Annotated in this window: 28 protein-coding genes and 1 pseudogene; 18 read left to right on the forward strand and 11 right to left on the reverse strand. The window is 35.6% G+C overall.

The features are described from left to right. Positions 1-103: 103 nt before the first annotated feature. The 6 genes from ACIQLB_RS19690 to ACIQLB_RS19715 form a co-directional block, all read right to left on the reverse strand. Positions 104-868: an aminoglycoside 6-adenylyltransferase gene (locus tag ACIQLB_RS19690; protein WP_400729651.1), complete on the reverse strand. Its 765-nt coding sequence runs from the start codon at positions 866-868 to the stop codon at positions 104-106. A 250-nt stretch (positions 869-1,118) separates the two neighbouring features. After that, positions 1,119-2,093: a carbohydrate kinase family protein gene (locus tag ACIQLB_RS19695; RefSeq protein ID WP_400729654.1), complete on the reverse strand. Its 975-nt coding sequence runs from the start codon at positions 2,091-2,093 to the stop codon at positions 1,119-1,121. 23 nt (positions 2,094-2,116) lie between these two features. Beyond that, complete coding sequence (locus ACIQLB_RS19700) at positions 2,117-2,995, reverse strand: DMT family transporter (protein ID WP_400729657.1); 879 nt, start codon at positions 2,993-2,995, stop codon at positions 2,117-2,119. 309 nt (positions 2,996-3,304) lie between these two features. Beyond that, complete coding sequence (locus ACIQLB_RS19705; protein ID WP_400729660.1) at positions 3,305-4,555, reverse strand: glutamate-5-semialdehyde dehydrogenase; 1,251 nt, start codon at positions 4,553-4,555, stop codon at positions 3,305-3,307. Between the two features lie 12 nt (positions 4,556-4,567). Next, positions 4,568-5,662 carry a glutamate 5-kinase gene (proB, locus tag ACIQLB_RS19710; protein WP_400729664.1) on the reverse strand — a complete coding sequence of 365 codons (1,095 nt, stop codon included), beginning with the start codon at positions 5,660-5,662 and terminating at the stop codon, positions 4,568-4,570. Positions 5,663-6,173: 511 nt separating this feature from the next. Then, a complete protein-coding gene (locus ACIQLB_RS19715; protein ID WP_400729667.1) occupies positions 6,174-6,557 on the reverse strand; it encodes a sodium:proton antiporter in 384 nt (127 codons plus the stop codon). 291 nt (positions 6,558-6,848) lie between these two features. On the opposite strand from ACIQLB_RS19715, the gene ACIQLB_RS19720 reads away from it, so the two are divergent. From ACIQLB_RS19720 to ACIQLB_RS19740, 5 genes and pseudogenes are all read left to right on the forward strand, one after another. Then, positions 6,849-7,472: a LysE family translocator gene (locus ACIQLB_RS19720; protein WP_400729669.1), complete on the forward strand. Its 624-nt coding sequence runs from the start codon at positions 6,849-6,851 to the stop codon at positions 7,470-7,472. Positions 7,473-7,486: 14 nt separating this feature from the next. After that, complete coding sequence (locus ACIQLB_RS19725; RefSeq protein ID WP_400729672.1) at positions 7,487-8,284, forward strand: DUF1835 domain-containing protein; 798 nt, start codon at positions 7,487-7,489, stop codon at positions 8,282-8,284. Positions 8,285-8,500: 216 nt separating this feature from the next. Next, positions 8,501-8,611: pseudogene (locus ACIQLB_RS19730) on the forward strand (winged helix-turn-helix domain-containing protein); the annotation flags it as partial. After that, positions 8,608-9,195, forward strand: a complete 588-nt coding sequence (locus tag ACIQLB_RS19735; RefSeq protein ID WP_400729675.1) for a hypothetical protein — start codon at positions 8,608-8,610, stop codon at positions 9,193-9,195. The pseudogene ACIQLB_RS19730 and the gene ACIQLB_RS19735, both read left to right, overlap by 4 nt. Positions 9,196-9,216: 21 nt before the next feature. Further along, entirely contained in the window at positions 9,217-9,942 is a 726-nt protein-coding gene (locus ACIQLB_RS19740; RefSeq protein WP_400729678.1) for a sensor histidine kinase, read from the forward strand. Between the two features lie 140 nt (positions 9,943-10,082). Here ACIQLB_RS19740 and ACIQLB_RS19745 read toward each other — a convergent pair whose 3' ends face one another. Further along, positions 10,083-10,964 (reverse strand): LysR family transcriptional regulator, encoded by an 882-nt coding sequence (locus tag ACIQLB_RS19745; protein WP_400729681.1) that lies wholly within the window; start codon positions 10,962-10,964, stop codon positions 10,083-10,085. Positions 10,965-11,404: 440 nt separating this feature from the next. Here ACIQLB_RS19745 and ACIQLB_RS19750 point away from each other — a divergent pair, with 440 nt between their 5' ends. Both ACIQLB_RS19750 and brnQ read left to right on the forward strand, forming a co-directional pair. Next, positions 11,405-12,157 (forward strand): alpha/beta hydrolase, encoded by a 753-nt coding sequence (locus tag ACIQLB_RS19750; protein ID WP_400729684.1) that lies wholly within the window; start codon positions 11,405-11,407, stop codon positions 12,155-12,157. Between the two features lie 179 nt (positions 12,158-12,336). Next, positions 12,337-13,674 (forward strand): branched-chain amino acid transport system II carrier protein, encoded by a 1,338-nt coding sequence (gene brnQ / locus ACIQLB_RS19755; protein WP_400729687.1) that lies wholly within the window; start codon positions 12,337-12,339, stop codon positions 13,672-13,674. A 72-nt stretch (positions 13,675-13,746) separates the two neighbouring features. On the opposite strand, the gene ACIQLB_RS19760 is transcribed toward brnQ, so the two are convergent. Then, positions 13,747-14,505, reverse strand: coding sequence for an SDR family oxidoreductase (locus ACIQLB_RS19760; RefSeq protein ID WP_400729689.1), 759 nt, complete (start codon positions 14,503-14,505; stop codon positions 13,747-13,749). A gap of 173 nt (positions 14,506-14,678) precedes the next feature. Between ACIQLB_RS19760 and ACIQLB_RS19765 the strand changes: the two genes are divergently transcribed. Continuing rightward, a complete protein-coding gene (locus ACIQLB_RS19765; RefSeq protein WP_400729692.1) occupies positions 14,679-15,248 on the forward strand; it encodes a TetR/AcrR family transcriptional regulator in 570 nt (189 codons plus the stop codon). A 430-nt stretch (positions 15,249-15,678) separates the two neighbouring features. Here the strand turns inward: ACIQLB_RS19765 and ACIQLB_RS19770 are convergent, their stop codons facing one another. After that, the gene (locus tag ACIQLB_RS19770) at positions 15,679-15,876 is read right to left on the reverse strand and encodes a hypothetical protein (protein ID WP_400729695.1); all 198 of its coding nucleotides are present in this window, start codon (positions 15,874-15,876) and stop codon (positions 15,679-15,681) included. 307 nt (positions 15,877-16,183) lie between these two features. Here ACIQLB_RS19770 and ACIQLB_RS19775 point away from each other — a divergent pair, with 307 nt between their 5' ends. After that, positions 16,184-16,615 (forward strand): hypothetical protein, encoded by a 432-nt coding sequence (locus tag ACIQLB_RS19775; RefSeq protein ID WP_274066691.1) that lies wholly within the window; start codon positions 16,184-16,186, stop codon positions 16,613-16,615. A 444-nt stretch (positions 16,616-17,059) separates the two neighbouring features. On the opposite strand, the gene ACIQLB_RS19780 is transcribed toward ACIQLB_RS19775, so the two are convergent. Both ACIQLB_RS19780 and ACIQLB_RS19785 read right to left on the reverse strand, forming a co-directional pair. After that, a complete protein-coding gene (locus tag ACIQLB_RS19780) occupies positions 17,060-18,268 on the reverse strand; it encodes a YhgE/Pip domain-containing protein (protein WP_400729698.1) in 1,209 nt (402 codons plus the stop codon). A gap of 54 nt (positions 18,269-18,322) precedes the next feature. After that, positions 18,323-18,904 carry a TetR/AcrR family transcriptional regulator gene (locus tag ACIQLB_RS19785; RefSeq protein WP_400729701.1) on the reverse strand — a complete coding sequence of 194 codons (582 nt, stop codon included), beginning with the start codon at positions 18,902-18,904 and terminating at the stop codon, positions 18,323-18,325. Between the two features lie 304 nt (positions 18,905-19,208). Here ACIQLB_RS19785 and ACIQLB_RS19790 point away from each other — a divergent pair, with 304 nt between their 5' ends. From ACIQLB_RS19790 to rarD, 9 genes are all read left to right on the forward strand, one after another. Further along, complete coding sequence (locus ACIQLB_RS19790; RefSeq protein ID WP_400729704.1) at positions 19,209-19,532, forward strand: PadR family transcriptional regulator; 324 nt, start codon at positions 19,209-19,211, stop codon at positions 19,530-19,532. Further along, positions 19,525-20,061 carry a DUF2812 domain-containing protein gene (locus tag ACIQLB_RS19795; RefSeq protein ID WP_400729707.1) on the forward strand — a complete coding sequence of 179 codons (537 nt, stop codon included), beginning with the start codon at positions 19,525-19,527 and terminating at the stop codon, positions 20,059-20,061. The genes ACIQLB_RS19790 and ACIQLB_RS19795 overlap by 8 nt, the downstream gene beginning before the upstream one ends. A gap of 242 nt (positions 20,062-20,303) precedes the next feature. Next, positions 20,304-20,834 carry a DUF2812 domain-containing protein gene (locus ACIQLB_RS19800; protein ID WP_400729710.1) on the forward strand — a complete coding sequence of 177 codons (531 nt, stop codon included), beginning with the start codon at positions 20,304-20,306 and terminating at the stop codon, positions 20,832-20,834. A 12-nt stretch (positions 20,835-20,846) separates the two neighbouring features. Next, positions 20,847-21,752 (forward strand): ABC transporter ATP-binding protein, encoded by a 906-nt coding sequence (locus tag ACIQLB_RS19805; RefSeq protein ID WP_400729713.1) that lies wholly within the window; start codon positions 20,847-20,849, stop codon positions 21,750-21,752. Continuing rightward, positions 21,730-22,980 carry an ABC transporter permease gene (locus ACIQLB_RS19810; protein WP_400729716.1) on the forward strand — a complete coding sequence of 417 codons (1,251 nt, stop codon included), beginning with the start codon at positions 21,730-21,732 and terminating at the stop codon, positions 22,978-22,980. The genes ACIQLB_RS19805 and ACIQLB_RS19810 overlap by 23 nt, the downstream gene beginning before the upstream one ends. 227 nt (positions 22,981-23,207) lie before the next feature. Continuing rightward, the gene (locus ACIQLB_RS19815) at positions 23,208-23,468 is read left to right on the forward strand and encodes a hypothetical protein (RefSeq protein WP_400729719.1); all 261 of its coding nucleotides are present in this window, start codon (positions 23,208-23,210) and stop codon (positions 23,466-23,468) included. A gap of 67 nt (positions 23,469-23,535) precedes the next feature. Next, positions 23,536-24,708 carry a toxic anion resistance protein gene (locus tag ACIQLB_RS19820; protein WP_400729722.1) on the forward strand — a complete coding sequence of 391 codons (1,173 nt, stop codon included), beginning with the start codon at positions 23,536-23,538 and terminating at the stop codon, positions 24,706-24,708. A 162-nt stretch (positions 24,709-24,870) separates the two neighbouring features. After that, a complete protein-coding gene (locus ACIQLB_RS19825; RefSeq protein ID WP_400729725.1) occupies positions 24,871-25,407 on the forward strand; it encodes a hypothetical protein in 537 nt (178 codons plus the stop codon). A 134-nt stretch (positions 25,408-25,541) separates the two neighbouring features. Then, positions 25,542-26,447 (forward strand): EamA family transporter RarD, encoded by a 906-nt coding sequence (rarD, locus tag ACIQLB_RS19830; protein ID WP_400729728.1) that lies wholly within the window; start codon positions 25,542-25,544, stop codon positions 26,445-26,447. The last annotated feature ends 69 nt before the right edge of the window (positions 26,448-26,516 follow it).

Here is a 26,516-nt window from a genome sequence, read left to right on the forward strand (position 1 = left end):
TATCTGGAGACAACATAAAAAAATAGAGAAATCCGAATTTGAATTCATTCAAATTCGGATTTCTCACTAATTGAAGCTAGTTATGTCCCAGCCTCATTTTGTTTTAGTGCAATAGCTCTTTTATTTTTTCCCATAATGGCTTAATTTTTTCTTTATTCGGCACATGTTCAAATATCCAATCTGATTCGTTTTCGAAGGCGTTCACTAATTTCTTTACTGCCATCTCATGTGTTACAAGGCTCATACAATTCATAATATCGACTACCTCATCTAATGGCTCAGTGGGTAACGAATTATACAACGCTTTAAGTCCAAGTAAAGCTCGCTCAGGACAATATTTATGCAGCAGTACTTTAGCGAAGTGTTCTAAGCTATTCCGCAGTAAGTGAACACACCAAATCTCATTTCCGCGTTTTGTACTCCAATAATATTGATACAAATACCAAACAGTATCATCTACAGCATCTTGAAATTCGAGTGAAGTTAATGACAAAGTAGTATTTTTTTGTTTAACTGTGAGAATTTCATTTGGATCAAATAATATTTTAATCGCATCGTGATCACTTATTTCAGAGGGAGTTACTGTAAATAAATCGATATGAATCAAATCTTCATATACGACTAATAGTTGAGGGGCTATAATATAGATATCATCAACGAATAATGTTTTCTTATATGTTTCAATATGTTTGTTACGGTTGGGCAAAAATGCTTCGATATTTTCTTCATTCACAACACAATAAATATCAATATCTGAAAATTCATCATGCTCCTCTCTAGCCATTGATCCTCTTAAAAATACAGCTTCAATATAGTGATCATCTTTTAAACTTTCAAGTAAAACCTCAACAACATAATCTAATTTCAAGTGTATCCTCTCCTTCAATAAAAACAGGCTACCCAAGTTATTTTTTGAGCAGCCCTATTCTGCTAGACCTCCTTAACAACAGTACATGAGAAGCTGTCGTGAGGGAGAAGTTGTCCATTTTGTTGTTCGAATGCTTTTGGATTTTTCAAGTAATCGAAAGTGCTAATTGAGTCACGATAAGCCATTCGTTTCAAAAGTTGAGAGGAAGTCGCTTAGTCCCATGTTCATTTTCAAGAACTAGCCCAAATATTCAAAAGAGCATATTATCTTTAAATGGCAATTCATGCTTAGTAAGGTAAGATGCAATGGCACCATTTTTTGTTGTCGAGGCTCCTGCATAGCGATTTGCGAAAGTAAGAAGGGGGTTAGCATGTTGCTTACAAAAGTCAATTAGATTGATTGCTGTAATCTGCTTGCTAAGAAGAATAGCTAACAATGCTCCAATAAAGGCATCGCCCGCTCCGGTTGTATCAATCGCATGGACCTCGTCAGCTGGCACTTTGACATGAAGCTTTTGAGTATAAAGACTTGCACCCTCAGCTCCACGAGTAATTATGAGTACTTGTACCTTCCCTTGAAATAATGAATGGACTGCTGTTTCCTCATCCTCAATCGCTGTTAAAAATAAAAGCTCCTCCTCGGACAATTTAACGATATGGGCATTTGGTAAAAATTCTAAAATGGTTTGACGACATGCCTTCTCATCATTCCATAGTGGCAAGCGAACATTTGGATCAAAAGAAACAAGACTACTTGACTGATGAGCCTGTTCTATCAGGGCCACATGTGCATGTTTCATTGGGCTTTCCACTAAATTAACTGAACAAAAATGAAGAATATCTTTATCTGTTAATAGATTAGGTGGGAGTTGCTCTTTGTTGTAAAGCAAATCTGCTGCGTGGCGACGATAAAATAAGAAGTCACGGCCTCCATCACTTGTCAGGGAAACAAAGGCTAGACTTGTTTCACCTTCAACAGTTTGAACAATGTAGTTCGTATCAACATCAGCTTTTTTTAATGTTTCTACGAGAAAATCTCCAAAAGCATCTTGGCCTACCTGTGTAATGAGGGCTGCTTGTTGCCCGAGTTTTGCACAAACAGCTGCAACATTAGCAGGAGCCCCACCAGCATTTTTAGTAAATTGCTCAACTGTAGCAAGGGAAGCATTTTGTTCAATAGGTGTAAAATCAATTAATAATTCACCAATTGCATAAAGTTTACTCACGGAAAAATCTCCTTTAATAAGAACTAAGTCTGAGCCACACGCTTTTTCTTTGGTACGTAAATTGTGTAAAAAATGCCACCAAAAATTAATACAATACCAATTGTTTGCATGAAGCTCGGCATAAAATCAAGCAACAGCATATCAAGCAATATAGCCACAACCGGGTCTACAAATACTAATACTGAAACTAGAATAGTAGAGAGGCTCCGAATACTATCAAAAAATAAATAGTAAACAAATCCTGTATGAATAAAGCCTGTTCCTAAAATATATAACCAGTTTGTTGTCGTTAAGCCTTCAAATAGCGAAAAATTGACAAATGGCAATAGTATGATAATTCCGACTGTAGTTTGGATATATGTTAATGCATAGGAGCTAAGCTTTGTGATTGTTTTACTTGTAAGCATCGTAAACGCGTAAAACAATGCAGACAGTAGTGCCCAAATAAAGCCTGATTTCATAAATTCAGAGAGTGACATAAAATTATTTAAGCCAATAATGAACATACTGCCAATAAAACAAGTTAATGTTGCTAGCAATGCTTGAATAGTCATCTTTTCTTTTAAAAACAATGCCCCAAATATTAATACGAATATTGGTGCTAAATTATAGATAGAAATAGCAATGGAAATTGACATTTCTTCAAAGGCTTTAAATAAAAATACCCAATTTAAGACAATAAATACACCACATATAAGTGTACGTAATATTTCTTTTTTATCCCATATCTCTGTTTTATGACCACCAGTTATAAGCCACATTCCTCCTAGAAAGAGGGTAGCGCAAATACATCTAATAAATACTAGCTCGGTAGCAGGTACGCCAGTATGAACGGTGAAAAATCCAATAGAGCCAAAAAGGGCCATAGAAACAGATAGTTTGATAATCGCTGAAATGTTCATCCAATACCTTCTTTCTATTAAAATTATTATCATTCTTGTCGCTTGTGAAAGTAGGAGAGACTTAACGTTATTTCGCTTCGTTCTCAAAGTTTTTCTATCAGGTAGAGTTTAGAATCACTTTAGCTAAGATTGAATCCGCTAAGAGAAGAATCTGCTCAGCTAGAGTCTGAACCCGTTTAACAGTAGAATCTACTCAGAAAGAAGCCGCCCACGCTCCTCTACATATCTTTCAATCCTTAAGGTTCAAAAATAAGGAAAGAAAGCCGACAGTTGACATACGCTGTCGGCTTTTCATTAATCGTTCTACGATTATTCTCGGATTTGGCCGTTACCGTGAATGTAATACTTTGTAGATGTTAACGCTGGTAAGCCCATTGGTCCCCGAGCGTGTAATTTTTGTGTACTTATGCCGATTTCTGCACCGTAACCAAATTCAAAGCCGTCTGTGAAGCGAGTGGAGGCATTGTGATAAACAGCTGCAGCATCAACGCTATTTAAGAAAGTATCTGCTACTAACTGATCCTCTGTCATGATGGCTTCAGAGTGGTTCGTGCCGTATTGGTTAATATGCTCGATTGCTTCATAAACGTTTTCTACAATTTTAACGCTTATTTTTAAATCTAAATATTCAGTTGCATAGTCTTCTGCTGTTGCTAGCTGAGCGAAATCAAGAGCTTGACAAACGGTATCATCACCGATAATTGTCACACCGGCTTGATGCATAGCACTTAGTAGCTGTTTGCCGTGCTTACTAAACCAATCAGGATGAATAAGTAAGCTTTCTGCCGCATTACAAACCGAAGGACGCTGTGTTTTCGCATTGATACAAACTTTTTCTGTTTTTATGTAATTGGCCGTTTGGTCCACATAAATATGACAGTTACCAGCTCCTGTTTCTAGTACTGGTACAGTGGCTTCATTCACTACTAAGTCAATAAGTGCCTTTCCGCCACGAGGAATCAATACATCTAAGTATTTTTTTAAATGGAATAATTCTTTAACAGTTTCACGATTTGTATCCTCGATTAATTGTACAGCGTCCACAGGGATAGACGTTTTGCTAAGTGCACGATGAATACTTGCTACAAGAGCTACATTAGAAAATTTGGCAGAAGAGCTACCACGTAAAATGACTGCATTGCCTGTTTTCAATGATAATGTTGCCGCATCCACTGTTACATTAGGACGCGCCTCGTAAATCATTCCGATAACGCCAATTGGCACTAGACGCTTTTCAATCAGTAATCCATTATCTTTTTCTATTCGCTCTAAGAGACTGCCTACTGGATCATTTAATTCTACAAGTAACTGAATGGCACTTGACATAGCTTCTATTCGTTCTTTGTTTAGCATGATGCGATCAAGTGTAGAAGCGGGCATTCCTTGTTTCTCGCCATGAGCTAAATCCTTTGCATTTTCAGCAATGATAGTATCTTGGTCAATTATTAATTGTTCAGCAATTTTTGTGAGAGCCTCATTTTTTTCGCAAGTTGTTTTAATATTTAAAATATAGCTTGCGGCCTTTGCTAGCTTTCCCTTTTGTTGCACTTCACTTGTCATGTGATTTCCTCCTTAATTTGTTTGGATTTTTAGCCATTTATCTCGGTGAATGACCTCGATTGGATAGTTCGCTAACTCATCTGTACGTTTTCCCATCGCATGTGCTAACTCGAGCGAAGAATATAAGACTTCACCGCGGCCCAGTAGTCCATTGTCACTATAGACCTCGACAACATCGCCATTTGCGAAGTCGCCTTCGACACGATATACACCAGCAGGTAACAAGCTTTTCCCGTTTGCTAATAATGCATGTTCAGCACCGCTATCTATAAAAATTTTACCAGATACTTCCGTGAGTGCAATCCACTGTTTATTATTTGTTAAAATAGCAAGCGCGTCATGCTCAACATACGTACCATCACCACGTCCTTCTACGATGTCGACAAGCTTATTAGCACCGTGACCAGTTCCAATAAACACCTTAACACCTGCATTTAAAGCTGCTCGAGCTGCCAATAATTTGGATTCCATACCACCTGTACCGACCTTCGAACCTGCACCATCTGCGAAGCCAAGCATCTCATCAGATACCTCTGTTAAACGATCAATACGTTTGGCATCTGGGTTTTTATTTGGATTGGCGTTATACAAGCCATTGATGTCAGTTAAGATAATGAGCTGATCGGCATGAACAAGACCACTTACTAGTGCCGATAACATGTCGTTATCTCCAAAGGTTAATTCGCTGACAGATACCGTATCGTTTTCGTTAATGATTGGTAGTATGGAGCGCTCTAATAATTCCTCAAATGTGGCATAAGCATTTTTATAGCGCTCTTTTTTTGAAAAATCAGTGCGTGTTAGTAAAATTTGAGCAGGTACAATATCATAAATGCTAAACAAAGCATTGTAGGTTTGAATAAGTAAACTTTGCCCAACTGCCGCTGCAGCCTGTTTACCTTTTACTGTAACGGGACGAGAAGGGTACCCTAGCTGTTTAAAGCCTGCTGCAACTGCACCTGACGAAACAAGCAATACTTCATGACCATATTTTTTTAATTCAGCTATCGCTTGAACATGGTCCATTAAACGAATTTTATCAATTTCACCTTTTGCATTTGTTAAGGAGCTACTCCCGATTTTGACGACGATTCTTTTTCTTTCCATAGCAATACCTCCAATTCGTCATTACACTTGCATTATGATTTAAACTTTAGCTGCTGCTAAGATTCGCTAAAAATTAAAAATAAAAAACCTTTTCATCCTAATAAATTAGGACGAAAAGGTTTGCTTTCCGTGGTACCACCTACATTGAACGTCATTGACATTCCACTTTGCTCATAACGCTTGAGACTGCGCCTAGTTTAGCTAGGACGTTTTTACGAAGTAGGTTCTTTAGTCTTTCTTGTACAATGCCTTACAGCCGATGGGCATCGCTCTCTGATCAAGCAGTTTCTAGGTATTAGTCTTCGTTCGCTTTTAATATAGTATTCAACATCTTTTTTGAATGGACTCATTTTAGTTGATGTTCCATTTCTCAAAAAGTAATTGAATAAAGAATGCACTACTTTAGCAAGTCTGTCAAGCTGATTAGGAATGTTAATAGAAAGTTTAGAATAAATAAGTAGGTAATACCGAACAAGAGAGGGTAAAGTATGAGTGGGAAACAAAACTTTGTTTACTTGTACCACCAGATTGCGACTAATAGTGGGAGCATTGCCATAACAATCACAAAAAAGCTCCATACTATTTGTTTTCCTGAAGACATATTTTTCGGCTTTATACTCATTTGTTCATATAGTTCGTTGATGGCACGTTGTTCTTTTGCATAAAGCATTGTTTGAAATTCATCGTAATCTTGAATATAACTTGAGGGAGGGCGAGGGCTAAAACGCAAACTTCGAATATCATCAGTAATCTCTTTTTCACCCATAAAATAAGTAATAACTGGCGCTAACCCTGAATTTTGTGCAGCCTGTACCTCGATAGCATGTGTTTTCATTTTATAATAGACATGTCCTTGCTCGTCTTCATATTGCTTTACAATATCACTTACTGCCATCTACAGACACCTCTTTCTCCAAAATAATACACCTTTACGTTATGATAATATTTATTATAATGTATTAAAAGAGAAAAGTGTTGCTTAAGCGAGCATAATTGGTTAGATAATTTTGTGAAAATTCAGAAAAATAGAATCGCCGTGTAGTATAATGGAAAGAAAATCATATTATAATGGTTCTTTTCTAAAAGTAATTGTTCATTACCTAAAGTTAAGTTGGGTGTGACATTTTGTTAAAACGTATGTTAAGTTGATGAGCCTATTTAAAAGTAATGGAAAGAAGGGGTAGTATTGACGTTTTCAACGTTATTGGCGTTTTTAGGAGCAGCAATTATTTTAACATTAATGCCAGGACCAGATAATTTATTTGTTCTTGCGCAAAGCATTACTCAGGATAAAAAGGCGGGTATAGCGACATCACTTGGTCTCTGTACAGGTTTGCTCGTTCATATAGGAGCGGCTGTTCTTGGAATTTCGGCTATTATTTATCAATCAACAGTTATTTTTTCTATTGTTAAGTTTGCAGGAGCAGCGTATTTATTGTACCTAGCTTGGCAATCGTTTCGCGCGAAAGGTGATCCATTCACGCTGGAACCGCAAAATGAACAAGCTTATATGACGTTATATCGAAAAGGTATTTTAATGAATATTTTAAATCCAAAAGTTTCTTTATTTTTCTTAGCACTATTGCCACAGTTTGTAAATCCTTCTAATGGCCATGTAGGTTTACAGATGTTAATTTTGGGTATTGTATTTTTAGTACAAGCGCTTATACTATTCTCATTATTTAGTATTTTTGCCGGTAAAGTAAGAAAAGTAATTATTGGGAAGCCTGCAATTGCTAAACGATTAAATAAGATTCAAGGTGTACTTTTTACTTTTATTGGAATACAAATAGCGCTGAGTAAACAGTAAAGAGGGGGATTTTCATGGCAATTTTACATATAACGTTTAGCTTATCTACACAAGGTTCGATAAAACATGCAATACGACAGCATCATTTACAACGAGATGAGTCAGTGCTTAGTGTCAATGAGATTTTCTCGATTGGTCCACTAAGTAGCGCGGAAGAACGAAAAAGCTGGTTAGAAGCCCATATCTTTAGGGACAATGAAGAACGTGAATTGTACGAGGATCTTCAACAAGTATGGAAGAAAAAAATGGCAGGTTTACCGAGCGATGTTGATGTCTGGGTTTGGTACAGCCAAAGTACTCATGAAGAGATTGGGTTACGTTTTGTCATGAGCGAGTTGATCAATAAATGTAGTATGGTATATGGGATTGATGCCACAGAGGGCTTGAAACGTGTACAGCCAAACATGATGATTCGTCAAACAGGGGAACTTGCGTCAGACTTGTTAATGAAGCTCCGTTCTGAGGCAAAGCGGTTTTCTATTGAAGAGTGTCAGCAACTTGCAAAGGAATGGAAAGAGCTGAAACAAAACCCTAGTACACTGCGAGTTTGGCAAGATGGAATTGTACATGTAGCGGAAGATGCATTGGATCCTATCATTTTGGAATGTGCGGCAAGAGCACATGCCGAACTAAATGAGGAATGGCTTATACCGATGCGTATCATCGGTGAAACAATTGGTGCAATTGATGATTATTTAAGTGAAGAGTTTGTGGAAAAACGCTTGATGACTCTTATAAAGCAGGGGCTTTTTGAGATTGATGGAGATACAAAAGATATGTATTCTTATCAAGTAAAATATGTAGGAAAGTAATAATAAATTTCTTTGCAGCAACCACCTTTCTTAAGGAGAAGGTGGTTTTTGATGTTGAAAAAAATTGTCTTGTAGTGAACCTCAAAATGAGAAAGTACTCATTAAAAATTTATTGAACTCTTAAAACATTCTCCTAAACGTTTCATAACGACCTGTCAGAATAGGGACTGTAAGAAAACTTTACAATAATTTTTAGGAGGAACTCAAAATGATAAAATGGAAACGAATGTTGTAGATGTCTATGTTAGATATTTGCGCAATAAACTTCAAAATGATGAAAATCATTATATTCATTCGGTTCGTGGCATCGGGTATGTAATGAAATGATGAAATCGTTAAAGCTAAAAACAAAAGTTATTTTATGGACAACTGTAATGATGATTGGCTTATTCGTTTCTTATAATATATTGCAATATTTTGTGATGAACAGTTGGATGATTCATTATGAAGAACAGTCGGTTGAAAATAAGATGATAGCTATACAAAATCTTTATGGTAACCAAAAGCTATCTAGCCAGTTTATTAAAGAAAATAAATCGTTCATTCATTCCATTAATGAAAAATCAGAGACCATTCGTATATTGGATGAAAATGGGGAAAGTATTATTGCTGTTAGTGAAGAAGAATTATTGCAAGTACCTTCTCACTCAGTTCAAAACGGACACTTTGAATTAATCAAAACAGGCGACGACCGACTGTTAGTGTATCGAGAGCCATTAAATGGTACAAATTTTGCAGTTGAAATTATTCGTAATATGGAGATCTTCGATAATTTATTAGCACAATTTGGGCTAGTTATGTTTTTGTCAGGGATTGGTGCAGTCTTTTTAAGTTTAGTAGGTGCGCTATTCATTTCTAAACAAATCGTTAGGCCGATACAGGATATTTCCCAAACGCTTACTAGAATTTAAAAGTTTGGTTTAAAAGAAAGGGTGCAAGTACAGCCTGCGCAAGATGAAATTGCAGAATTAGCAAATCACTTTAATGAACTGATGGATCAATTAGAAACTTCATTTAATCAACAAAAACAGTTCGTGGAAGATGCTTCACATGAATTAAGAACTCCAATTTCGGTGTTGAATGGAAACTTAATGATGTTAAATCGTTGGGGAAAAAATGATCCTGAAGTGTTAGATAAATCATTGAATTCGTCTTTAAAAGAAGTGAATCGAATGGAAAAACTGGTAAAGGATTTAGTAGAATTATCTAGACTAGATTCAGAAAAAATCAAGAATGTCTCAATTATATTGGAGAATCCTCAATATATTATTGAAAAAGTTATCAATGATTTTCATATTACCCATCCAGATTTCTCTTTTTCGCTTCAAATAACTAAAGGTGAAGCATTGACAATAACAGAAGGGCATCTTGAACAAGTACTGACAATATTAATCGATAACGCTATTAAGTATTCAAATGATGAAAAAAAAGTAAACATCTATTATCATCAGCATGAGTTGACTGTGCAAGATTTTGGAATTGGTATTCCTGAAGAAGATATACCTTTTGTTACAACACGTAATCGAAAAAAGGGAGGATATGGAATTGGGTTATCCATTGCACAAAAATTGATGGACAACTATCAAGGCAAATTATCTATTGAAAGTCAATTAGATGAGGGGACATCTGTTACGCTTACTTTTCCAAAATCCATTTAGGCCAGGTGGGAGTCTTATGTAGCTGACTCTCCGCTTTCGCTACAAAAACCATTGCTGAATGAAGATAAAGAAAAGTGAGTAACGATCGTTACTCACTTTTCTGCTTTAGACCATTTTTTATGAATGATAGAAGCTTTCCATTATTTTTTATCGTAAAAATCGAATACAAATTGCTGAAATTGTCTTGCTGATGGTGGAAGGTATCGATTTTCAATCCAAGCCATACCTATTATCCGTTCACAAACCATATCCTCCACACGAATTTTCGCCAATTTATTTGGATTCAAGTCTTCGTCAACAGGTAGTAACGACACACCTAGGCCAGCACTTACAAAACCAGCTACTGTTGATACCTCATCACCTTCAAAAGTAATCTTCGGTTTGATACCTGCAGCATTTAATAATCTATCAGCTGTACGGCGCAATGCGTAACCCTTTTTCATAAGAACAAAATTCTCATGTTCAAGTTCCTTCATTTTAATGCTTTTCCGGTTGGCGAAGGGATGGTCGATCGGTACCATAATATAAAGCTCATCACGCCACAGCTCCTTCCAGCAAACAGGTGGCTCCGTGTCAATCGCTGCAAGTAAGCAAAGGTCTAACTCTCCCGCGAGTAATTGCTTAAGCTGGGAATGTGAGTAATTTTGTGTAAAGTGAAAGCGTATATGCGGATGGTTCTGACGGAAAGCGCGGATCAAATCAGGTACGATGCTAGTCCCTAGTGTATGTAAAAAGCCGAGTGATACATCTCCTAGCTCTGGGTTATTAAGCTCCTGTAATTCTAGAACTGCTTTTTCGTATTCCTTACGCATGCGTTGGACACGATACAAAAAAAGTTCGCCATATCGGTTGAGCATAATCGAACGTCCTTGTCGGTCGAACAAGGGTACTCCTAATTCCTCTTCAAGCTTTGAAATCGAACGACTTAATGCTGGTTGAGAAATCGCTAATGCTTCAGCAGCACGAGTCATATGCTCAAGCTTTGCTACTGCTACAAAATACTCTAATTGCTGCCATTCCATTTTCTCACCTCAATTCCCGTTATTTTTGAGTTAACTGCATTATAACGGTAAAAGAGTAGGAAGTATAGGCACATCAAGTGAAACTTTAATCAGTAAGGTTTTCCCACTGATTATTAGTCTTCACCAATCGGGCATTTTACGGGCAGTTCATCTCATTGCTTTCAGGTGGTAGTCTTGTCCTGTCGCTTCGTTTTCGGTAGGGATCATTTACTGCCTGTTAATGCTTAATAAAAAAATTTTTAAAAAACGGAACACGTAAAATGAAGAATGCAAAATGAAAGTAGCAGAAAGTGTGATATAACAGCCATTAACCTCACATCATTAATGCATAAAAGACATTAATATGATAATAACTATAAATTGTACATTATGAATAAAGGGTGTTAAGATAGACACATAAATTACACAATTACAAGTTTCCGTGAAGGGGATATTATAAAATGAATTTATCAAAGCCACAACCTCTAACAATTGAGGGAGGCAAAAAAGCCGTACTATTACTGCATGGATTCACAGGTAGCACAAAAGATGTAAAAAAGCTAGGTGAATTTTTATCCAAACGTGGTTATACAGTTCATGCACCGATTTATAGTGGGCATGGCGTAGAGCCAGAAGCATTACTTGAAACAAGACCAGAAGACTGGTGGAACGATGTTGTGGAAGGTTATAACTTCCTAAAAAGTAATGGTCATGAAGAAATCGCGGTAGTAGGAATTTCACTTGGCGGCGTATTTTCGTTAAAAGTAGCAGAGACGTTTCCTGTGAAAGCATGTGTTGCCATGTGTGCACCAATCACACGCGATAACTCAAAAGGCTTATTTACACGTTTATATCATTACGCTCGTTTATATAAACATTTTGAAAATAAATCAAAAGATCAAATTATTTCAGAATTACATGAATTACGTATTACACCTAAGGATTCATTAGATGGTGTAACACGTTTAACTACAGAAACACGCGATGAATTATCTACAATCAAAGCACCTACATTAGTATTACAAGGTTCATTAGATGATGAACTTTATCAAGAAAGTGCACCATTCATTCTAAACACTGTGGAAACAGATGATAAAGAGATCATTTGGTATGAAAATTCTGGTCATATTATTACATTAGACAAAGAACGTGAAAAAGTGTACGAGGACGTATACAAGTTTTTAGATCATGTAGAGTGGTCAGTAGCAAACTAAGGGGCTGTCAGCAGACAGCTCTTTTAGTTTTGTCTACTAAAAGCTAAGAATTGTACAATTAACGATTATAAAAGAAAAAACTATTGTTTTTAAAATAAATGCCTGATACCATAGGGGAATTGTAGTGAGAAATCTCTTCGATTTAGCAATAGTTAAAAACATCTAAGGAGTACATCAAAATGCAACAAAAAATACCTTTTTCAACATATGCAGTCATTGGTACGATGCTTTTCGGACTGTATTTTGGAGCAGGGAATCTTATTTTTCCAATCCAGCTTGGACAATTAGCAGGGACCAACTTTTGGTTTGGCCTAATTGGATTTTTAGTAACAGCTATCGGTTTACCGTTTCTAGGTATTTTAGCTATTGGTTTATCAGGTAGTAACGGTTTGCGAGACTTAGCGAGCCGTGTTCATCCGTTATTCGGTGTCATCTTTTCATTAGCCCTCTATTTAACGATCGGTCCTTTTTTTGCGATTCCTCGTACAGCGACAGTTCCTTTTGTTGTTGGCTTTGAACCATATATACAAGCTGAGCATACAACACTTTTCCTTGCTTTATTTAGCTTCGTATTTTTTGCCATCGTTTATTATTTCTCATTGAATCCAGCGAAAATTATGGATTATATCGGAAAATATTTAACACCAGCATTTTTGATTGTGTTATTTATTTTAATTATTATTAGTATTGTAAAACCAATGGGACATTTCCAGCAGCCAATGGGAGACTATATCGATTCAGCATTTATGACAGGCTTTAAAGAAGGCTATAACACAATGGATGCGTTAGCCTCATTAGCTTTTGGTATTGTCGTTATTAACGCAATAAAAAGTGCGGGAATAACAGAAAGAAAGGAAATTGCTAAAGCAACGTGGAAATCTGGTATTTTTGCCATGGCATTAATGACGTTAATATACGGTTTAATAACATATATGGGGGCATCGAGTATTGATGCTGTTGGTACATTTGATAACGGTGGCTTAATATTTGCCGCAGTGGCAGATCACTATTTTGGATCATACGGGGCTATTTTATTGGCAGTTATTATTGTCCTTGCTTGTTTAAAGACAAGTATTGGCTTAATCACATCTTGTAGCGAATTTTTCCACGAAGTGTTCCCAAAAATAAGCTACAAATGGTTTGTTTTGTTATTGTGCGTTGTGTCATTTACAATTGCCAACTTCGGATTAACGAATATTATTAAGTTTGCCATTCCAGTGCTGATGTTCTTATATCCTATAGCAATTGTCTTAATTGTCCTTGCGTTAAGCTCATCACTATTTAAAAATAAGCAAACGGTATACGCGATTACTATGATTTTTACAATTTTTATTAGTATCATTGATGGTTATAAAGCGTTAGTGGCCAGCATTCCTACGGCGAAACTAGGTATTTTTGATGCGATTGAAAAAGCTTATTCGAACTTTTTACCTTTATACGACATAGGCTTAGGATGGATATTACCAGCTTTAATTGGGGCATTTATAGGATACTTATTCCCAGCAAGAAGAGTATAAAAATTTTCATATAAATGATAAAGAAGCACGCACAATTGAAACTCATGTGCGTGCTTTTTCGTATGTTAAAACTTAGTAAGCTGTCCAACCACCATCAACAGCAATTACTTGTCCGTTGACAAAACTCGCTTCATCTGAGCCAAGGAATATAGCGAGCTGAGCAATTTCTTCAGGTTGTCCGGCACGTGGGTTAATAGATAAACCTAGTGCTTGGCGAGCTGCACCTGTTTGACTCACATTTGTCATAGAAGAAGCAATGTTTGTTATTACTGCACCTGGAGCGATACCATTACAGCGAATATTTTTATCTGCATACATAAATGCTGTATTTTTTGTTAGACCAACAACAGCATGCTTAGAAGCAGTGTAGGCAGCCCCAGCACGAGCGCCATATAGACCGCCAGCAGAAATATTGTTTACAAAGACACCATGTCCTTGAGCAAGGAAAATTTCTGTTGCAATACGCATCGAACGCATTACAGCAGTTGTATTTACCGCGAATACTTTGTCCCAACGTTCATCAGAAACTTCACCGACAGGCTCCATGCCATCCATAATACCAGCATTATTCACTAAAATATCTAAGTTGCCATAAGCATTTATTGTTTCATCAAATAAGCGCTGTAAATCTTCTGTTGATGCGACATTTGTTTGAATGGCGATCGCTGAGCCACCAGCTGCTTTGATACCTTCAACAACAGCTTGTGCACCTTCTAAATTCAAGTCAGAAACTACGACCTTTGCCCCTTCTTTTGCATAACCTTCTGCGATTGCTTTACCCATACCTGACGCTGCACCTGTTACGATTGCTACTTTATCTTCTAATCTCATCACAAAAACCTCCTATTATCCTAGCGATTCTTAGATATTTTATGTTAGATATTGAACATATGTTCATTAAAATAATATAATGGATTTGTAAGCGATTTCAATACGCAAAAAACTCAGAACTGTTCAGTAATCAACACATATGAAGAAATCTGTTTAGTAAGGGGATAAAAAATATGAGCGCTAACGATTTAAGAGTTGTCAAAACGAAGCAAGCATTACATAATGCTTTACTAACTTTATTAAGTGAGAAACCTTTAGAAAACATTTCAATCGCAGAAATTTGTCGGGTGGCAAAGGTGAACAGAGGTACCTTCTACTTGCACTATGAGCAAAAGGAAGGGCTATTTGAGGAATACTTTCAGGAAATTATGGAGGATTTGTATAATTCCTATGAGGAACCGTACCGTGCAGTAACAACATTAGATAAAAATCAAATAGATCCAAATACTATTCGTATTTTTCATCATATTGAGCGCTTTAAAATGTTCTATCGTATTGTTTTTTCCAAAAATGTGCCGTTGACTTACTATTACATGTTATTCGATGGAATTTTCTCTCTGCTGAAAAGGGATATTACAATTCATAATGAAATACATGATGAAGTATCCATTGATTATTATAGTGCGTATCAAGCAAACGCAATCATCGGCCTAATCATTCAATGGTATCGCCAAGATTTTGAGGACAGCGTAAGTACCTTGAATAAACAACTTGCTGCTATTTTGCGAATTGGAGAGAAGTAATGAAGGAAATTTCTTTGATTTAGGCTGTTTTCGTAAAGATTGTTGCTCTTCAACTAACGGTGCAGGTTAGTTGAAGAAGAAGGTTACTTTAAACAGATATACCAATGCGGAATTTTAAATTCCATCACTACATTGAATAAATATCTGAAAGAAAATGTGCAGTAAAAAAGATGGGATTTCCCATCTAGGTACACTACTTATCTAGCTTGTCGGACATATTCCTTAGAATTTCGTTTTGTTCCTCCCGTAAGTTGTTTTGTTCTTCTTGCAAGTTAATGAGTTTAATCAAAAACCAAACTACAAATATAAAAAATAATATTACAAGCATTATTCTGATAAAACCCCTTTTTGTGTGATTATACCATAAATGTAATGTGATTAAGAAAGAAGGGAAATGATAATCGTGTCAGAAAGATATTGTTCAATAAAGTTATTTATCTTTTAGAGGTTTTACAAAGAATGAAATGAACATAACAGAAAGCCCTATAGCAATGAATATTATTGCAATAGATTTATTTGAAATAAATGAATTGTATTCTAGGGCACCAGTTAATCTCGCTGATCCGATTGAAAGCGAAAAGATGCCTAAAACAAATATGATATGTCCAATTTTAGAATGTGTTTTCATTCATAACAACTCCTGGTATTTAGGTTAATAACTTACAAAAGGATAACATAATTAGGGGATAATTGAAAATATGGTTCGATTCGATTACTGCACAATTTGAGGAAATTAATAAATATGGTGGGGTCCACTTTTAATTGCGAATATCTAAGAATTTGTGATGAATCGCACTTAAACTAACGGGTGCTTTACTTCAAGATGGGATTCCACAGAGATCCCATCTTTTTCTTCTTCAACTAACGGAGCAGGTTAATTACTTAAGATTATGGTAATATTTTTGTTAAATAACAGAAAAAAGTGAGTGTTTTATTTGGACATAAGATATGATTCATCATACATCTATATCGAAAACATTGAAGATGAGGCTAAGATTCTCAATAAATTTTGTAAAGATAAAGGAAATAAACTTGTTTTTTTAGAACTATATTATGAAGAAGATGTGGCCGCTTTATTTATTAATAACTATCGTTTTAAAATCTTGGATAATGCCGTCGTGTATAAAGAACAGGAAAATAAAATATCAATATTACATAGTCCAGCTACAACTATGGATATTAGAAAAACATTAAAGGTATTTCCGTGGGATTTCTCAGCTATTGTATTACAAAAAAACACACCAATAAGAATTAAATACCATATAAGAGGTTATGAGTCTGACAATGGGTTTGGTATAAGAATTAAGGAGTTTAAAAACGGTTCTTTTATTAAAGAGATACTTCCGCTATTAACTCAGACCAAATAAAATATATAAAGTCAGGGGAAGGGCATACCATACCATACCATACCATAACATAAATTAATTTTTCCTTATTCAACTAACGGGGTGCTTTAGTTAAATATTCGATTTACGAAATATCAAACATAAAAACAGAGTTGATTCTACACATTTTGTAGATTAACTCTGTTTTTATGTTTTAACAGCAACAATCTTTTAGAAAACAGCCTTGATTTAAGAATGAAGAGACGGAAAGAAGTGTGGATCTTTACCTCTGATAAATTTAAACAAAATGGTCAAGGGATCGAACAGAATAGTAGAAGCGAAATGGTTGATTGGAATGGAAAATCAACCCCTCGTTTTGCCAAGAAGCCATACTAATAGGATACCTTAATTTCATTGACATAATAGTTGTTCAACAACATGAGCGATGTACTAACTCATCATTAGTACATCGCTTTTTTGACAATATTATTGAACAGTAGTAGGGGAAATTTGCTCATATTCGCTTTTTACTTTCGATTTTCTTAAAGCAACGACCATAGCAGAAATGGCCAATGTTACAGCAATGATCATTCCTAACGAGCTACAATTACTCATTAAATTATCAGTGCTTCCACCGAAAATAATTGTGTAATAGCCATCTGCTCCGTAACTAGCTGGAAGAAGCGACGCTAGTTTGTTGTAAAAATCAGATAGCATCGCTTGTGGAACAAGAGCACCTGAAGTAACAAGCTGCATAGAAAGAGCGCAAATATTAAAAATCATACCTAGGTTACCAAAAATGATGATAAAGGCTTGTGCTAGGCAAAGGAAAGACCAGAACATTAATGCTTGAAAAAGATATACCATTAAAAAGTTTGCATGACTTGAAATATTAAATAGATGCAATAAGCCAATAGTTAATAGTGGAAGAGCGAAAGCTACCCCAATATTAATGAGCTGTCTTGCTAGGAACAATTGCCATTTCGAAACTGTATCTTGCACAATTTGTGCAGCCTGTTGATGCTGCATAATCATGACCATTGCACCAACGAACGACGAAATAATAACCATCAATGGCACAAAATTCGCTGCAAACTCTTCAACATTATTCGTTTTAATAATAGTAGAACCTATCGTATGATCCTTTACACTCATAATTGTTGTAGCAACGGCTTCGTTAATTTGTTGTGCTGTATTTGGCTCCATTGGAAGCTGTGAGAACTTTTGAGAAAATACATCAATGGTCTTGCCTTGCAGTAAAGGATACATATTGTGGTTTATTTCCTCAGTTAGTTGTTTGGCTACTCCGTCCATCATATTTTTTGCGATGCTTGCATTTGCTTGATTAATAGAGTAAATAATTTCAGCCTCTTTACCGGCTTGTAATTGACTCGTAAAGTCGCTTGGAATATGAATCATCATATGGATATCACGTTGATTTAATGCTTGCTCAGCTTTGTCTAGAGAGGTGTAATTTTCTATTGTAAAAGGTAGTTTTTCTTTTATTTCATTTACTACTTGTTGCCCCATCTCAGTATCCTCGCTAATTAGTCCAATCTTTAAATTTTCTGTTCTGCCATTTACACCATCATAGGCAGTCATCCATACGCAAAAGAAAATTACTTGAAATGCTATTGTGACCACAATGCCAATATAAGTTTCTCGAATTTTAAATAAAGCTTGTAACCCTTTCATACAAAAACCTCCTGTAAAGTAAGTACTTACTTGCATCGAGTGGAAAAATTTTTTCTAGGGAGTCAATCCCCTAGAAAAAATTGAAATGCTCGTTTTTAACAATATTTCAGTAGGCATATCAGAAACGATTGTTCCTAAACGTGCCCATGAAATAAAATGACCGAAATTAATAGCGATAAGGGATAACGCTGCTGCTTCAAAATCAATCTCTCTAACTTTTCCTCTTGCATGCATTTCCTGCAGATAATGAATTAGCTCATTTTTAATATGGAGCGGGGTATTAGCAATCTCTTCATTAATTTCAGGGAACTGCATCGCTTCTTTAAAGCCAATCATTACATAGTCTTTAATAGACATTAAAAAGTTAAAATGCTTTAAAGAGAAATTTAATAAATCTGTTTCCAAATCCCAAGTAACATTTTTATTGATCTCTTCCTGCAAAATAGGAAAATAGGAAAATTGCTCAATAATGGCTTTTAAAATGCCACGCTTGTTACCGAAATGCCGAAAAATTGTAACTTCATTGACCCCTGCTAAATCAGCTATTGCTTTCGTTGTTGCCGCAGTATAGCCCTTCTCACTAATGAGTTGTAAAGCTGCTTCAATGATTCTTTCTGCGGTGCTTTTTGTTGACAATAGAATTCTTCCTTTCGTGCAAGTAATTACTTACATGCTAGCATAGAGCAATTCTTTATGCAATGAAAATATTAACAAACATTGGGAATCAAAAACCGTTTGAGGACAAGAAGAACTGCTCGGGTTGCCAGTAAAAATTACTCAAGGTGAATCAAAACAACAACATAGTGCCACACTGCGTATATGAAAATCTGCAGTAACTTTTTCTGGAAAAAACAGTATTGACAACTATATCGTCTGCTGATATATTTTAGATGTATCGTTAGACGATATATTGTTTGACGATATAAAAAGGGGGAATTATATGACGCAAGAGCATCCGCCATTAACAGAAGGCGTTTATTATATTTTATTAGCTTTATTTGATGCAAGGCATGGTTACGGCATCATGCAATTGGTAGAGGAAATGAGCAATGGTCGCGTTCGGCTTGGAGCGGGGACAATTTATGGAGCAATCAAAACATTACTCGAGCGAGGATGGATTGAAGCGCTAGATGGTGATGGACGAAAGAAGGAATACATCATTACAGATAGTGGAAAAAAAGTTATTGATTACGAAATTTTGAGGTTAAGGGAACTTTTTGACAATGGCATCCGTATAACAAAGGAGGATGGAACAAATGGATAAATATCGATTTGTCGTTAACCCATATGATATTGAGAAATGGGTGAACGATATGGCAAGCCAAGGTTGGCATTTAAAAAAGTTCACTTGGATACGTTTTACGTTCGAACGTGGAGAACCAGGTAGCTATATTTATCGGCATGATGAATTGGAGCGATATGGTGCCTCATATGAAGACGAATACTTAGAATTTCTAAAGTCCTCAGGAATTGAACAAGTAGATCGATCTGGCAATTTCGTCTTCTTTAGGAAACAGGCCAATGATGGACCTTTTGAACTTTACTCTGATAAGAAAAATAAAATTAGTAAGCTGTCTCAAAAAATTTCCCTGATACTATCACTCATCCTTCTAAATTTGATTATAGGTGTAATTGGTCTGAGTGGGATATTTTCAGCACAGGCAATAGACTGGATTAAATTATCAATGAATATCACTAATATTCTTGTAGTTGTGTTATTTTCTATACCATTATTAAAACTTGTGCGCGTGCGCAATAAATTAAAGAAGGATTTGGATCTGTTTACAGATTAGTATAGGAGAAGGCATGGCTGAAAAATAGTTGCATAAACTAATATGCTTATAGTACGCAATGCCAATAAGAAATCTTCATTAGTATGAGATTTCGTATTTGCTTCAAAATTATTTTCCGGGAAATCAGAAAAATCTATTAATTTAAATACGTAGTTATAAAAACTACTTTTAAGGCTAAGGCGCATATTTAACCAGGAGTTCGCATCAGTTTTATAAGATTAATAGAATGGAGGTGGTACTTTATGAAAAAAAGGGTGTATCGTTTTTTTCTTGATTATGAAAAGGAAGAAGCATGGGTTAATGATATGGCGGAACAAGGTTGGCATTTAAAGCGTACAATGTTGGGTTACTTCATTTTTGAAAAAGGGGAACCTGGTCAATACATATATCGCAATGAACTAGTCAAAGGTAAAAAGCAGGACTACTTTGATTTTTTAGAAACGATGAATATTGAGCTTGTTTCAAAATTTGGAGTATGGGCTTATTACCGCAAAAAGACATCGGAAGGTCCATTTGAATTATTTTCAGATAGTTCTACAAAAATAAAGTATTTAAAATCAATAAGCCGTCTTTTTATAGTAGTAACATTCCTAAATATTATAATTGGATTTATCAATCTTTATATTGGACTTGGTGAATCAACAGAAAGATTCTTAAACACGGGAGTATCGTTCTTAAATTTTGTAGTCGTAATGATTATGTGTATGCAAATTTTGAAGGTTGAAAAACGTAAAAAAGGATTGCAACGAGAATTACATATATTTGAAGGCTAAGGAGGAAAAAAGATGACATTACAATTAGAGCGTGTCACAAAGAAATACAAAGATTTCACAGCGGTCGATAATCTGAATTTTACCATTAAAAAAGGGGAGATTTTTGGGCTAATTGGACAAAATGGGGCCGGTAAAACAACGACGTTTCGAATGATTTTAGATTTACAGGAGACAACGGCTGGCACGATTACATGGGATGGTAAACCTGTTAATGCCATCAACCGTGATATACTTGGCTATTTACCAGAGGAGCGAGGCATTTTTCCGACGATGAAGGTAGAGGATCAGCTTTACTTTTTTGGCGAGTTACGTGGAATGAAGAAGCCGCAGTTAAAGAAGGACATTGACTTTTGGATTAGCCGATTTGAACTCGAAGATAGACGGAAAGATAAGGCTGAAACTTTATCAAAAGGGAATCAGCAAAAAGTACAACTGATTGCTAGCTTTATTCATAAACCGCAGTTCTTAATTCTAGACGAACCATTCAGTGGACTTGATCCCGTGAATAAAGATTTACTAAAGGATGCCATATTGCTTTTAAAAGAACAGGGTACGACGATTTTGTTCTCTAGTCACCAAATGGATAACGTAGAGGAATTATGCGATCATCTTTGTCTATTAAAACGTGGAGTCTCGTTATTCTCAGGTAGTCTAGTAGATTTAAAGAAACAATACGGAAAAACAAGATTAGCAGTACGTACAGAGTGGTCGACAACTCAATTTTTGGCACTAGAAGGTGTCAAGGATGTTCGAGAAGAGAAAGAGCAAACAGTGCTCATTCTGGAGGATGAGAGTTTTGCACAAAGCATTTTCGAACAGCTTTCAAATGGTAAATATATTGAAAAATTTAGTTTAGATTACTTATCGTTAGATGAGATCTTTAAGGATAAGGTAGGTGGCAACATTGTCGAAGTTTAATTTATTAGTGAAACAGCTTTACAAATCAAAATTAAAATCAAGATCCTTTGTTGTAATGACATGCATTTATATACTGGGGATGTCTGTCGCAATTTTCTGGTCGGATATTAAAGAGCTTTTTACAGGCAGTGATCATGCGCAACAAATTGCAATCGTCAATGAAACAACAGCTGATTTAAGCGGTCTCTTTGTATCAAATGGCGATATGAAATTTATACAAAATGAATCAAATATACCGGCGCTAGAGAAAAAGGTCAAGGACGAAAAGCTAGATGCAATCATTAAAATAACAGATCAAAATGGTCAGCTAAATGCTGAAATTGCCACTTTCACGCCGTTAAAATTAAATGATCAAGCTACGTTAAATTCGATACTGCAACTTGCTGGTCAAAATTATACCGTACAACAGTTATCACTAACACCAGACCAAGCCGCTCAAATTATTGGTGCAAAAACGATCATCTCTAATAAAAACTTAAATGAAAAATCTGCTGACGGTAAAAGCGAAGAAGAAAAACAATCAGGATTATGGGTATCGTATGCAGTTGGTATTTTAATCTATTTCTTTATTTCTACATTCCTATCTATGATTACAACGGAAATTGCATCCGAAAAAGGTTCACGTGCAATGGAAATGCTACTAGTAAGTGTAAAGCCAGCTACCCATTTTAAAGCAAAAATTGCTGGTGTACTATTGCTCGCATTAACACAGATGGGTATTATTGCAGTTGTTTTCCTAAGCTATGCAAAATTTGCGAAGAACGGCTTTATGTGGGATATGGCAGCAAGCATTGTTAAAGAATTATCGATAAGTTACGTGATATATGCAATTCTCTTCCTACTATTAACAATTATTCTTTATTTAATTGTCGGGGCATTATTCGGTTCTTTAGTGTCAAAAGTTGAAGAAGCAGGTCAAGTATTAATGCCAGCTATGATGATTACATTAATAGGTTTCTATGTTATGATCTCAGGGATTGGCAATCCAGATACAATTTTGATTAAGGTATTCTCTTATATTCCATTTACGTCCGGAATGGTCATGCCGATGCGTATCGGGGCTACTGATATAGGAGTAATGGTACCACTTATATCGCTAGGTATTTTAATAGCGACAATTATTGTAGCTTATTTATTCAGCATATCATTCTATAAACGCAGTGTTTTAACTTATAGTTCAGGTGGCGTTATTAAGAAAATTAAAACCGTGTTAAAAGTGACAACATGATGAGGAAAGCAGCTACATAAAGTAGCTGCTTTTTTTAGTGTTGAAAAACAGAATGGTCAAGGAAATCTTCATGATATTGTGTCGCTTTGTTTTCATACATAAAATCAACCACACGTTATGGTATACAACCCAAATATGCTAATAATAGAAAACAATGTAAAGTATTTCGTGGATTCAGTCGAATTTCCTAATGAAACAAGCTATAATTTATAGAAGAGAGTGAAGCTATGTTATCTCAAGCAAAGATGGAATCTTTATTAAAAAAATCGCCAATTCAACGCCTAGCAACACATGAGGAGAAAGAACAGTTCTTTGGGAAGCTTGAGCAGCACCTACCTATGAGTAATGAATTGGCAAAAATCTTAGATAATCGTGAGCAATTAAAGCTTTTTGTCAATAGTACTAACATAGCTCATTATAGCTTTCAACTAGAGCAACATGAGGGTTCTTATATATGTAGTGACTCTTGTTTTGTAAGGCTTGACTAAAATGAAACTTTTTCAGCTTGAAATCGTATGTAAATAAAAGAGATAAATCGCAGGGGGTAAAACTTTTATGTCTGAATTCGACAACGACCTATTAAAATCAAAGGATCCATTCGCATCAGAAAATCCATTATTACAGCCTAATCCATTATTACAGGTGGAGCAAGAGCCAAAAAAACCAGTACTTGTTTCTGAGCAAGAGCTATCACAAATTGCTCAAAATCAACTTGCTTTAAAGCAAGATCCTGAGGTCCATGCATTAGCACAAAAAATTGATGTGAAAGACCAAATTGCTATGCTGGAGCTTGGAAAAGAAACTGCGAATGGTATTTCTACTTTTTCAGATAAAATGCTAGCAACGATGAAAACAAGTAAGCTTGAGGAATCAAGTGTATTATTAAATAATTTAAATAGAATTATGGATAAATTTGATCCTCAAGATTTTGCGGAGGACAAAAAAGGTGGCTTCCTTACGAAGCTGTTCAGTAAGGGAAAGGAACAATTAGAAAAGTTTCTATCCAAATATGACAGCATGAATAAAGAAGTGGATGTCATTTTCCATGAGGTTCAAAAATACGAAGGTGAAATGAAACGTAATACAGTTGATCTTGAAAACTTATATGATCAAAATTTAAACTATTTCCAAACTTTAAGTAAATTCATAGCAGCAATTGAAGTGAAAACAGATGAAGTACGTTCATCATTACCAGCATTTGAACAAAAAGCACAAACAGGCGATCAATTAGCGGCAATGGAATATGAAACGATGGTACGTGCCGTTGATTTACTAGAACAACGTCGTTATGATTTAGAAATGGCGCAACAAGTTTCATTCCAGTCTGCCCCACAAATTCGATTAATGCAGCAAGGGAATAACCACTTAATTGCTAAAATTAACTCTGCGTTTGTGACGACAATTCCTATATTCAAGCAAGGACTTATTCATGCGGTGACGTTAAAGCGCCAAAAGCTTATTTCAGATTCAATGAGTGAATTAGACCGTCGTACGAATGAAATGCTTGTACGTAATGCTGAAAATATTAGTAAGAACAGCGTGAATATAGCGCGTGCTGCAGGTAGCCCGAGCATTAAAATAGAAACAATTGAAACGACATGGCAAACAATTATGTCTGGTATTCAAGAAACGAAGCAAATTCAAGCTGAAACAGCGAGAAATCGTGAGGATGGACGTAAACGTATTGAACGTCTGCAGCTTGAATATGAGAAACTGAAAAAAATGTAATCGTGAATCTTCTTGCAATCTTACCTTGCAAGAAGATTTTTTTTGACAAATCAGAAATTCCTCATTATGATAAAATAAATGAGAATGATTATCAAATAAAAAGGAAGCGTGCTAAACAATGCAATTCGATTACATAAAAATCAATCATGGAGTAAATAAAAGATGATGAGCAAAATGAATCAAACTTCATTATCCTGTGAGCCTTTAAATGATGGAGCACTTGCGATTAATACGACAGAAAACCTAATGCTCGTGTTAAAAAGTCGCTACCATGAATTAGCCCATATAGAAAAGCTGTACAATGCCATGCATAAAGACTTAGATGAAAAGCACACTATTTTAGAGCAAGAGAGAAAAATTTTAAAGAAACAAAATTTAGTGTTAGTGGAAGACATGCAAAAAATAAAGCAGCAAAATTCGGTCTTGCAAAAAAAGTTAATGGAATATAATTGTGTCGTTGAAGAGCTGAAGGAGATTCGCCGACAAAATACAGAGCTATTAATTGAATTAAGTAAACATACTGCTTTATCTAAGGAATCACTATCAGGTCCGTTAAAATCTATGATTCGCGATATGCGAGAGCAGGGTGTTGGTATTAAAGAAATTCACATTCGTATTAAACGTCAAATTAATCCTGATATCAGCTATAGTATGGTGCGTAAATTTATTTCTGAGCTAGAATCAGAACATAAAGAGTAGCGTTCATTACTATCAATTTTACAAAATTTGTCATTTACACTTTCCAATCAAAGTCCTATAATAAGTCTATTCTTTAAATGGTAATATTACGCAAAGTCGTATAGATTCAAAACGGAGTAGGAGAGTTAGAGGCAATGTCAAATGAGAAAAAAGGGGTTTTGGCGGCATTTTTAGCCTATGCTTTTTGGGGGGCGTTTCCGCTTTATTGGAAGTTGCTTGAGCATGTGCCGAGTATGGAAATTTTATTATCGCGCGTCATTTGGTCCTTTGTCTTTACAGTACTAGCAGTAATAGTATTTGGAATGCGCAAAGATCTTCTCGCAGACTTAAAATATTTGTGGTCACACCAAAAGCATTTTTGGCAGCTTGCTGGTGCTTCATTTGTTATTTCGATGAACTGGTATCTATATATTTGGGCAGTTACCCATAACCACTTGATTGAAACAAGCTTAGGCTATTATATTAATCCTTTATTGTCAGTTATTTTTGGGGTTATTTTCTTTAAAGAAGCACTTAGTCGTGCGCAATGGGCAGCTACTGGAATTGCCTTTATCGCTGTAATTATTTTAACGATTAATTATGGGTCAATCCCATGGGTAGCACTTCTTATTGCTATATCCTTCGCCATTTACGGTGTTCTGAAAAAGAAAATTAAGCTTGATGCGACAAGAGGTCTAGCCATTGAAACGTTATTTATTTTACCGTTTGCAATAGGCTACTATATTTACCTTTTTACAACGAATCAAGCATCATTTTTACATGTTGATGTGCAATCAGACATCCTCATGATTGTGAGTGGAATAGTGACAGCTGTGCCATTAATTTTATTTGCAAAAGGTGCACAAAATATTCCACTCTATTTGTTAGGCTTTATCCAATACGTATCACCAACGATTGTATTAGTTTTAGGTATCGTGCTTTATAAAGAACCGTTTAGTCAAATAGAGCTACTAGCATTTAGTGTTATTTGGGCAGCCTTACTACTGTTTTCAGGTTCGAAAATCATTGAAACGAGAAGGGCTCATCATAAATCAGCCTAAAAAAGGACTTGTAGAGATTTTCTACAGGTCCTTTTTGCATGGATTAACCTTTTGGAGGATTTCAATAAT

Origin of the sequence: Lysinibacillus sp. NPDC092081 (assembly GCF_044755845.1) — a bacterium.
In the GTDB taxonomy this organism is placed as follows: domain Bacteria; phylum Bacillota; class Bacilli; order Bacillales_A; family Planococcaceae; genus Lysinibacillus.

What these genes read in the sequence shown, in the direction of transcription:
- ACIQLB_RS19705 (WP_400729660.1), bottom strand. Translation starts at nt 4,555, where the DNA reads ATGACAAGTGAAGTGCAACAAAAGGGAAAGCTAGCAAAGGCCGCAAGC.
- ACIQLB_RS19725 (WP_400729672.1), top strand. Translation starts at nt 7,487, where the DNA reads ATGGCAATTTTACATATAACGTTTAGCTTATCTACACAAGGTTCGATA.
- ACIQLB_RS19770 (WP_400729695.1), bottom strand. Translation starts at nt 15,876, where the DNA reads ATGAAAACACATTCTAAAATTGGACATATCATATTTGTTTTAGGCATC.
- ACIQLB_RS19825 (WP_400729725.1), top strand. Translation starts at nt 24,871, where the DNA reads ATGATGAGCAAAATGAATCAAACTTCATTATCCTGTGAGCCTTTAAAT.
- ACIQLB_RS19715 (WP_400729667.1), bottom strand. Translation starts at nt 6,557, where the DNA reads ATGGCAGTAAGTGATATTGTAAAGCAATATGAAGACGAGCAAGGACAT.
- ACIQLB_RS19790 (WP_400729704.1), top strand. Translation starts at nt 19,209, where the DNA reads ATGACGCAAGAGCATCCGCCATTAACAGAAGGCGTTTATTATATTTTA.
- ACIQLB_RS19735 (WP_400729675.1), top strand. Translation starts at nt 8,608, where the DNA reads ATGATGAAATCGTTAAAGCTAAAAACAAAAGTTATTTTATGGACAACT.
- proB (WP_400729664.1), bottom strand. Translation starts at nt 5,662, where the DNA reads ATGGAAAGAAAAAGAATCGTCGTCAAAATCGGGAGTAGCTCCTTAACA.
- ACIQLB_RS19700 (WP_400729657.1), bottom strand. Translation starts at nt 2,995, where the DNA reads ATGAACATTTCAGCGATTATCAAACTATCTGTTTCTATGGCCCTTTTT.
- ACIQLB_RS19800 (WP_400729710.1), top strand. Translation starts at nt 20,304, where the DNA reads ATGAAAAAAAGGGTGTATCGTTTTTTTCTTGATTATGAAAAGGAAGAA.
- ACIQLB_RS19765 (WP_400729692.1), top strand. Translation starts at nt 14,679, where the DNA reads ATGAGCGCTAACGATTTAAGAGTTGTCAAAACGAAGCAAGCATTACAT.
- ACIQLB_RS19780 (WP_400729698.1), bottom strand. Translation starts at nt 18,268, where the DNA reads ATGAAAGGGTTACAAGCTTTATTTAAAATTCGAGAAACTTATATTGGC.
- brnQ (WP_400729687.1), top strand. Translation starts at nt 12,337, where the DNA reads ATGCAACAAAAAATACCTTTTTCAACATATGCAGTCATTGGTACGATG.
- rarD (WP_400729728.1), top strand. Translation starts at nt 25,542, where the DNA reads ATGTCAAATGAGAAAAAAGGGGTTTTGGCGGCATTTTTAGCCTATGCT.
- ACIQLB_RS19745 (WP_400729681.1), bottom strand. Translation starts at nt 10,964, where the DNA reads ATGGAATGGCAGCAATTAGAGTATTTTGTAGCAGTAGCAAAGCTTGAG.
- ACIQLB_RS19805 (WP_400729713.1), top strand. Translation starts at nt 20,847, where the DNA reads ATGACATTACAATTAGAGCGTGTCACAAAGAAATACAAAGATTTCACA.
- ACIQLB_RS19760 (WP_400729689.1), bottom strand. Translation starts at nt 14,505, where the DNA reads ATGAGATTAGAAGATAAAGTAGCAATCGTAACAGGTGCAGCGTCAGGT.
- ACIQLB_RS19815 (WP_400729719.1), top strand. Translation starts at nt 23,208, where the DNA reads ATGTTATCTCAAGCAAAGATGGAATCTTTATTAAAAAAATCGCCAATT.
- ACIQLB_RS19795 (WP_400729707.1), top strand. Translation starts at nt 19,525, where the DNA reads ATGGATAAATATCGATTTGTCGTTAACCCATATGATATTGAGAAATGG.
- ACIQLB_RS19750 (WP_400729684.1), top strand. Translation starts at nt 11,405, where the DNA reads ATGAATTTATCAAAGCCACAACCTCTAACAATTGAGGGAGGCAAAAAA.
- ACIQLB_RS19820 (WP_400729722.1), top strand. Translation starts at nt 23,536, where the DNA reads ATGTCTGAATTCGACAACGACCTATTAAAATCAAAGGATCCATTCGCA.